This window comes from Protofrankia sp. Cj5 (assembly GCF_917627405.1).
Classification (GTDB): Bacteria; Actinomycetota; Actinomycetes; order Frankiales; family Frankiaceae; genus Protofrankia.
This window is the reverse complement of the sequence record NZ_CAKJTO010000014.1, coordinates 1-8113: the sequence shown is the minus strand read 5'-3', so window position 1 is coordinate 8113 and position 8113 is coordinate 1. Positions and strand designations below refer to the sequence as shown.

The 8113-nt window shown below is 70.8% G+C and carries 8 protein-coding genes; 4 read left to right on the top strand and 4 right to left on the bottom strand.

Annotated features, from left to right (window positions below):
- Positions 1-174: 174 nt before the first annotated feature.
- From MJ777_RS05215 to MJ777_RS05205, 3 genes are all read left to right on the top strand, one after another.
- Positions 175-840: a DUF2231 domain-containing protein gene (locus MJ777_RS05215; protein WP_239373641.1), complete on the top strand. Its 666-nt coding sequence runs from the start codon at positions 175-177 to the stop codon at positions 838-840.
- Between the two features lie 99 nt (positions 841-939).
- Entirely contained in the window at positions 940-1620 is a 681-nt protein-coding gene (locus MJ777_RS05210) for a response regulator transcription factor (protein ID WP_239313609.1), read from the top strand.
- Between the two features lie 80 nt (positions 1621-1700).
- Positions 1701-3014, top strand: coding sequence for a cell wall metabolism sensor histidine kinase WalK (locus tag MJ777_RS05205; RefSeq protein WP_239373638.1), 1314 nt, complete (start codon positions 1701-1703; stop codon positions 3012-3014).
- Between the two features lie 46 nt (positions 3015-3060).
- Here MJ777_RS05205 and recN read toward each other — a convergent pair whose 3' ends face one another.
- From recN to MJ777_RS05185, 4 genes are all read right to left on the bottom strand, one after another.
- Complete coding sequence (recN, locus tag MJ777_RS05200; RefSeq protein ID WP_239373635.1) at positions 3061-4911, bottom strand: DNA repair protein RecN; 1851 nt, start codon at positions 4909-4911, stop codon at positions 3061-3063.
- Positions 4912-5009: 98 nt separating this feature from the next.
- Positions 5010-5897, bottom strand: coding sequence for an NAD kinase (locus tag MJ777_RS05195; RefSeq protein WP_239312138.1), 888 nt, complete (start codon positions 5895-5897; stop codon positions 5010-5012).
- Positions 5894-6823 (bottom strand): TlyA family RNA methyltransferase, encoded by a 930-nt coding sequence (locus MJ777_RS05190; RefSeq protein WP_239373632.1) that lies wholly within the window; start codon positions 6821-6823, stop codon positions 5894-5896. Before MJ777_RS05190 ends, MJ777_RS05195 begins: the two co-directional genes overlap by 4 nt.
- A 20-nt stretch (positions 6824-6843) precedes the next feature.
- Positions 6844-7038 carry a hypothetical protein gene (locus tag MJ777_RS05185; protein WP_239312131.1) on the bottom strand — a complete coding sequence of 65 codons (195 nt, stop codon included), beginning with the start codon at positions 7036-7038 and terminating at the stop codon, positions 6844-6846.
- A gap of 423 nt (positions 7039-7461) precedes the next feature.
- Here MJ777_RS05185 and MJ777_RS05180 point away from each other — a divergent pair, with 423 nt between their 5' ends.
- The gene (locus MJ777_RS05180) at positions 7462-7800 is read left to right on the top strand and encodes an SCP2 sterol-binding domain-containing protein (RefSeq protein WP_239312127.1); all 339 of its coding nucleotides are present in this window, start codon (positions 7462-7464) and stop codon (positions 7798-7800) included.
- Positions 7801-8113: the final 313 nt, after the last annotated feature.

The following is an 8113-nucleotide window of genomic DNA, read 5'->3' as shown; positions in this document are numbered from 1 at the left end:
CGACTGACGACAACACGGCGAGGTGCATGCCCCAGCCCCGCGACGCCGCGTCCCCTATTGCCGGGCGCTCTAAGACAGTTCTCAGGATGGGCCAGCAGGCTCGGTCGGAAACGGTGCCGGCAGTGCCGCCGGGCCGTCGTCCCTCGACCGCCTGCCGACCGAAAGCGCGGAGCCATGTACCTGAAGATCTTCGGATTGCCCGCCCATCCACTGGTGGTGCACGCCACCGCGGTGCTCGTCCCGCTGGCCGCGCTGGTCGTGGCCGCGGCCGCGCTGTGGCCGGCGCTACACCGGCGCCTCGGGCCGCTGCCGCTCGGGCTCGCGGCCGTTGCGCTCGCACTGGTTCCGCTCACCACATCGACCGGTGATCAGCTTGAGGCGCGGCTGCCGGAATCGCCGCTCATCGCCCGGCACGCGGAACTCGCGGACGGGCTCCTGCCGTGGGTCTTCGGGCTGTTCACCATCTCGGTGTTCGTGACGTGGCTTGACTGGAGACTGCGGAAAGCCACCGCGGTGACGGAACAGCTGGCCAGCTCGCCGGCCGTGGCTGTGGACGTGCCAGTCGTCGCCGGCGCGGCGAGCCGGCCGGCCGGGACCGCGGGCACGGCGGCAAGCCAGCCGAGTGGGGAACAGCGTCAGTCCGCCACCCCCACCGCCCCCACCGCGGCCGCCACGGCAGCCGGCGGCAACCCGGTCGCGCTGCGGCTCGTGGCCGCGCTCCTCGCGGTGGTCGCCGCGACCGGTACGGTCGTACAGGTGGTACGGATCGGCGACGCTGGCGCCAAGGCCGCGTGGTCCGACGTCCCTGCCGCGCCCCGCCCCGACGCGGACGGGGGATGATCTCGTCTGCCTGACCGCCTGACCGCCTGACCGCCTGACCGCCCGACCGCTCGCCCGACGTCAGAGCTACCGCCAGACCGTACGGAGGTCCTGCATCCGGTGAACGCCCCGGCCGGGCACCAGCCCCGGCTGCTCCTCGTCGAAGACGAACGCGCGCTCGCGGGACTGCTTGCGGGGGTCCTCGGGGAGTCCGGCTACGCGGTCGAGCTGGCCACCGACGGCCAGCAGGGGCTGCATCTCGGCCTGACCCGCCGTTACGACGTCGCCATCCTCGACCGGGGCCTGCCCGTGCTGGACGGCATTGACCTGCTCCGGGCGCTACGCCGACGCGGTGTCGCGGTTCCGGTGCTGGTCCTCACCGCCCGGACCGCCATCGCCGACCGGGTCCAGGGCCTCGACGCCGGTGCCGAGGACTACCTCGGCAAGCCGTTCGACCTCGACGAGCTCCTCGCTCGGCTGCGGGCGCTGCGCCGTATCCATCTCGCGGAAGCGAACCTCCTCCCCCTGCCCGATGGTCGCAGCCTGCACGTGGCCGACAGGTCCGTCCGGCTCCCCGATGCCAGCCCGCTGGTGCTGTCCGAACGCGAGTGCGAGCTGCTCGCCGTCCTCGCCACCAGGCCAGGGCAGGTCTTCGAGCGTGACGAGCTGCGCCGCCGGGTATTCCCGGACGCCGACCCGTCCGTCGTCGACGTCTACGTCCACTACCTGCGACGCAAGCTGGGGCGGTCGATCGTGCGCACCATCCGCGGCGTCGGCTACCGGCTCGGGGAGCCGGGATGACCCGAATCGGCGGGCCACGGCCGTCCCCGCCCGTCGTGCTCCGGGGACGGCCTGCCAGGCGGCCCCGGCGCGCGGGTGGCATGAGCGCCGATGACCAGCTGCTGGCGGCGGCCCGCCGCCGGCTCACCGGCCAGGTGGCTCTTGCCGTGTCGGCGGCGATCCTGATGGTCGTGAGCGTCGCTTATTTGATCGTCAGCTATGAGCAGCGGCAGGACGTCGACCGCCAGCTGCGCTCGGCCGCGGCCCGCGCCGAGGACGTCGACGATCCCCCGGACGGCATAACGCTCTTCCTCCGCCGGACGGGCGAACCGCTGCAGGCAAGCCACGGTGCCCCGGCCAACCTCGCGGACCTGGCCTCGATCGATGCGACTGCCCGGGATGGTGTCACCCGGTCCACCCAGCACCGGCTGGGCCAGGGTGACACCTACAAAATGATCACCGTCCGGCGAGACGGCCTCATCATCCAGACGGCGTTCGATCTCAGTGACCTGAACCGACAGACCGACCGGCTGCTACTCGGCCTCGGCTTCGCGGGCGTCTCGGGGATCGGCGCGGTCCTGATGGTCAGCATCACGGTCGGGCGTCGTGCGGTCGCGCCGCTGCGGGATGCGCTCGACCGCCAACGCCAGTTCGTCGCCGATGCCGCGCACGAGCTACGGACCCCGCTCACGCTGTTGCACACCCGCGCCCAGGTGTTCGAACGCGCCGCGGGCAAAGCCGGTGTGCCCGCTCTCGCCGCCGAGGCGGGTGAGATCGTCGCGGACAGCCGCCGGCTCGCGGATATCGTTGAGGATCTGCTGGTATCCGCCGAACTCGCGCACAGCCCCGGTCGGCGAACCCCGGTGGATCTCGGCCGGGTCGCGCACGAGGTCGCCGCGGCCGCGCAGGCGTACGCCGCCGAACTGGGCGTGACACTCACCGTCACGGTCGCCGATCTGACCGCTGGCAGGGCGATGCCGGCTGAGGCAGACCGTCGCGCGGTCGTTCTCGGCGCTGAGCCGGCACTGCGCCGGGCCGTCTCCGCGCTGCTGGACAACGCGCTCGGGCACACCCGAAGCGACGGATCGGTGACCATAACAGTGACTCCGGCGAACCCGAGTGGCGTTGTCACCCTGCGGATCACAGATACCGGGCAGGGGCTCGAGCCGACCGCCGCTGACGATCTCTTCACCCGCTTCCACCGTGGCCAGCAAGTCGGTGACCGGCGCCGGTTCGGTCTCGGCCTGGCCCTCGTCCAGGAGATCGCGGCGAACCACGGCGGGACGGTCACGGCGGCAGGCGCGGTGGGCCGCGGCGCCACGTTCACGCTCTCCCTCCCGGCGGCTGGGGAGCACGACAGCCCGTCCGCCGCGGCGCAGGCCCGCTTCACCTATGGACGCCACTCCCATGCGTGAGAACGGAGAGCGGCTTCCGCGTTACCACGGCTCATCGATGATCTTCTTACGGCGTGTTCCGGAGTTCCTCATCCATCGCTACGCGACGCACACGCCCCAGCCCCACCCCTTGATCCACACCTTGATCCACAGCTTGTTGCCGGGCGCTCTTATCGAAAATCTTCTTGTCAGCCGCGGCGTTGGCGAGCAGTTCCTCAGCGTGCCCGTGGGCCAGGGCGCTCTCCTCGACGCCCGCGAGCATCCGGGACAGTTCCCGCACCCGGCCGGCATCGTCGAGCGTCACCACGCCGCTGCGGGTCACCGAACCGTCGTCCGCCTTCGTCACCACCAGGTGCCGGTCCGCGAAGGCCGCAACCTGCGGCAGGTGAGTGATACAGATCACCTGATGGGTCCGCGCGAGCCGAGCCAGCCGGCGGCCGACCTCGACCGCGGCACGCCCACCCACCCCGGTGTCGACCTCGTCGAACACCATTGTCGTGGTCGTGTCGGCGGTGGCGAGCACGACCTCGATAGCCAGCATGATCCGGGACAGCTCACCGCCGGAGGCCCCCTTGTGCACCGGGCGTGCCGGTGCGCCCGGATGCGGCACCAGGCGCAGTTCGACCTCGTCAGCCCCGGTCGGCCCATAGGCGACGAGCTGGCCGTCCACGGGTATGCCAGCGGGATCCGCGCGCTGGGAGACAACCGCCTCGACCCGGGCCCTGGGCATCGCCAGACCCGCAAGCTCAGCGGCCACCGCCGCGGCGAACCTGTCCGCGGCGGCACGGCGAGCCGTGCTGATCTCAGTGGCATGCGTGCTGAGGTCAGCCACCAGCCGGTCGCGTTCGGACGCCAGCTCCCCGGCCCGGTCGCCATCGGAGTCGATCTCAAGCAGGCGCCGCCCGGCCTGCTCCGCCCATGCCAGGACCCCCGGCAGATCGGTGCTGTGCGCTCGGGCAAGGCCCGCGAGAGCCGCCTTGCGGGCCTGCACGGTGGCAAGGCGGCCAGGATCGGACTCGACGCCGGCCGCGTAGGAGGCGAGGTCCGCGGCGACGTCGGCGAGCAGCATCCCGACCTCGTGCAGGCGGTCAGCCAGGTCGGCAAGATCCTGGTCGAGGGACGCCTGCGCGGCGACCAGCCGATGAGCGGCGCCCAGCAGGTCGACGGCGCCCGGCGTATCGTCACCACCGACCGCGGGGTCGCTCACCAGCACCGTGTGCGCGCCGCTGGCGGCCTGCATCAGCGTCTCGGCGTGTTCCAACCGGCGCAGCTCGGTATCCACCGCCGCGTCCTCGCCGGGATACGGGTCAACTCGTTCGATCTCCGCGAGGCCGCCGCGCAGGATCTCCGCCTCGGCCGACCGCTCCCGGGCCCGTTCGGTGATCTCGGCGAGCAGGCTGGAGACCCTGCGCAATCGCGTGTAGACGGCGGTGTAAGCCACCAGCGGCCGCTCCACCGCGGCACCCGCGAACCGGTCGAGGGCACCGCGCTGCTCACCAGCGCGCAGCAACCGTTGCTGGTCGGACTGGCCGTGCACCGCGATCAGCCCGTCGGTGATCTCGGCGAGGAGACTGGCCGGGACAGACCGGCCGCCGATGTGCGCCCGGGAGCGGCCTTCCTCGGTCAAGGTCCGGCCGATGAGCAGGCTGTCGTCGTCGCACTCGCCGCCCGCGTCCCGGACCCGTTCGGCCAGCGGGCTGCCAGCCGGGGTGACCAGCCGCCCGTCGACGAAGGCCCGCCCCACGCCGGGACGCACCAGACCGGCATCCGCACGCCCGCCGGTGAGAAGCCCGAGCCCCTGGACAATCATGGTCTTGCCAGCGCCGGTCTCACCGCTGACCACGGTGAGACCGGGCGCGAGCTCGAGCACAGCGTCGTCGATGACCCCGAGGCCGCGAATGCGAATTTCCTCGAGCACAGACGTGACTCTATGGCGTGTCCCGTCCTCGGTAACGGGCGCACCCGAGATCCCGGCCTCGGCGACGGGCACAGGCCGCGAAGAAGCATCCACTCGTGTCAGGTCCTCGTCCGCCCCCGCCAGCCTGTCACCGGCAGGTCGAACTTGGCCACCAGCCGGTCGGTGAACGGCCGCGGGTGCACCACGGCGAGCCGTACCGGCCGGCGCCCCCGCGTCACCTCGACCAGGGAGCGTTCCGCGACCTCCACCGAGCGCCGCCCGTCGCAGGACAGCACGGCCGGGGTCGAGGGCAGCACCTCGATGGCGACCGACGAGGTGGGAGCCAGCACCAGGGGGCGGGCGAACAGCGCGTGGGCGCTGATCGGCGCGACCAGCAGGGCCTCGACGCCCGGCCACAGGACCGGGCCGCCAACCGAGAACGCGTACGCCGTCGATCCGGTGGGGGTCGAACAGATCATGCCGTCACAGCCCCACCGGGACAGCGGACGGTTGTCGACCTCGACAACGCATTCCAGCATCCGGGACCGATCGACCTTCTCCAGCGACACTTCGTTGAGAGCCCAGCCGCGGTACGTGGGCTCGCCGTGGTAGCGAACCGTCACGTCAACGGTCATCCGCTCCTCGACCTGGTAATCCTTGCGGACGACATGGTCGACCGTGGACTCCAGCGCGTCCGGTTCAGCCTCGGCGAGAAAGCCGACATGGCCGAGGTTGACACCGAGCAGCGGGGCGTCGGCGCCGCGCGCAAGCTCCGCGCCGCGCAGCAGGCTGCCGTCCCCGCCGAGAACGAGGACAAGCTCGACCCCGAACGCCGCGGCCCCGTCGGGCGGGACGACGTTGGCACAGCGCAGGTCGAGCAGGTCGGCCTCGTCGCGCAGCACCCGCGGCGCGACTCCGGCGGCGACAAACTGATCCAGGACACGCTGGGCGACCTCACGCACCGCCGAACGGCGGGGATGGGTCACGACCAGGACCTCCCGGCTCACCCGTGCACCTCTCCGGGCTGACCGGACAGGCCCGGCCCACAGTCGCCGCCGCCGGCTGAACCGGCCGAACCGGCTGGACCGGCCGAACCGGCTGGACCGGCCGAACCGGCTGGACCGGCCGCGATCGCGGTGGCGATCGCCTCGGTGAGCCAGGCCTCGGGCATGCTGGGAGCCTCCCCGGCAAGCCACAGCAGGTACTCGACGTTGCCCGCGGGGCCGGGCAGCGGACTCGCGACAACCCCACGGACACCGAGTGACAACCGTGCCCCAGCCGCGGCCACCTCCCGCACCGCCCACGCGTGCGCAGTCACGTCGCGGACCACCCCGCCCGGCCCGAGACCGTCCCGCCCCACCTCGAACTGCGGCTTGACCAGGACGACGAAGTCGGCCTCTGGTCGGGCGCAGGCCCGCAGCGCGGGCAGCACCAGCCGCAGCGAGATGAACGACAGATCGGCCACGACCAGATCGACCAGCCCACCGATTTCCTCGGGGGCGAGGTGGCGGACATTGGTACGCTCCAGCACCCGGACCCGTCGATCGCTCCGCAACCGCCACGCCAACTGGCCGTATCCGACGTCCACCGCGACGACCTCAGCCGCACGGTGGCGCAGCAACACGTCCGTGAAACCACCGGTGGACGCCCCGGCATCCAGACAGCGGCGCCCGGTGACCCGCAACGGCGGCTCGTTCCCAGCGAAGGTGGACAGGGCCGCAAGCAGTTTGTGGGCGCCGCGCGAGGCATATCCGGGGTCGCTCCCAGAAATGATCACAATAGACGTGGTGTCATCCACGATCGTCGCGGGTTTGGTGGCCGGCCGCCCGCTCACCCGGACCCGGCCGCCAATGATCGCCTCACTGGCCTGCTCGCGGGAGCGAACCAGGCCTCGCCGTACGAGCTCGCGGTCCAGCCGCGTCCTGCGGACCATGGCAGCGCGCCTCGTCCCGGTCACGCCCGCGGCCGGCCAGGCTTGGCGGCTGGATCAGGCGGAGCGCTCGCGGGCCCGTCCAGATCCGTGAGTACTCCGTCCAGGAGACCGTGGACCTCCTCGAAGACAGCGACGTGGGCCGACACGGGCAGCGTGGGCAGGCGGTCCATCCGCGCAAGCGCGTCACGAACATCATCTGGAACGTCATCACTCATGCGGCGGCGTCCATAGCGAGCATCGCAGGACGCGCCAGCGACCGAGGAGCGCAGCGGCGGACGCCGCCGGGGTGCACAGTCATGAGGGGTTCCTCTTCCATGACAGCGACGGCAGGACCGTCACCCCGCGGCACGCCGCTGTCGTCCGAACCAGGATGCCTGGATCCCGCTCGCGGTGGCGACGGTTACCCCAGGTACACCGGACGAGCCGTGTCGAACACATCGCCATCGGCAGAGCGGGCGCTAGGCTCTCCGTGATAGCCCATCCCTACCATCGTTACCGCCTCGTCACTGTGTAGGAGAGCCACCCGCCGGTGGCAGTGTCCGGTCCCGGGTGGCGGTCGCAAAGGTCATGCGGAACACCGCAGCTCCGAGGCTCCGAGACACAGCCCAGCGGACCCGCGGAAGGAGGAGCTGGCCGGCATGGCGACCAGGCAGCAGTGTTCGGCGGCGTTGCGCATGCTGGCGGATCAGCTCAACAATCTGGTGAACGACCGCACGCGCGAGCTGGCTCCCGACCGTACCATCATGTGCCGGATACCCGATCTCGGGACGAGCTTCTCCGCGGAACTACGCGACGGCAACGTCCTCGACATCAACGAGGGCGAGTGCGAGACGGCCCAGGTGACATTCACGGTGAACAGTGACGACCTCATCGCCGTCACTGAGGGAAGCCTGCGGTTCGGCTCGGCGTGGTCCAGCGGCCGGCTGAAGGTGGACGCCAGCCTGCGAGACCTGCTGCGGATGCGTTCCCTGCTTTAGCGCAAGTTTGGGAAGCCAGCCTGCGAGACCCGCTGCGGATGCGTTCCCTGCTTTAGCGCAAGTTTGGGAAGCCGGCTGTCCGGCTCACCGCCCCCAGGCAGCCCTCGAATACCCACGTCATCCCAGCTCAGAGATACTTTTCCGACGCCAGGAACAGTCAGCAATAAGATCAAGATAGAATAGATAAAAAATCAAGGTTGACAGTTTCCTCTCACTCATTGTTCAATACCCGAGTAAGCGCTCATAGCCAACGGGAAGCCTCTGAAACATGCTACCGCGCAAGGAGGAGAAGCACGGTCCGTTGATCAATTTA

Excerpts from the sequence above, each read along its gene's own strand:
- MJ777_RS05215 (WP_239373641.1), top strand. The coding sequence starts at position 175 with ATGTACCTGAAGATCTTCGGATTGCCCGCCCATCCACTGGTGGTGCAC.
- MJ777_RS05205 (WP_239373638.1), top strand. The coding sequence starts at position 1,701 with ATGAGCGCCGATGACCAGCTGCTGGCGGCGGCCCGCCGCCGGCTCACC.
- MJ777_RS05190 (WP_239373632.1), bottom strand. The coding sequence starts at position 6,823 with ATGGTCCGCAGGACGCGGCTGGACCGCGAGCTCGTACGGCGAGGCCTG.
- MJ777_RS05185 (WP_239312131.1), bottom strand. The coding sequence starts at position 7,038 with ATGAGTGATGACGTTCCAGATGATGTTCGTGACGCGCTTGCGCGGATG.
- MJ777_RS05180 (WP_239312127.1), top strand. The coding sequence starts at position 7,462 with ATGGCGACCAGGCAGCAGTGTTCGGCGGCGTTGCGCATGCTGGCGGAT.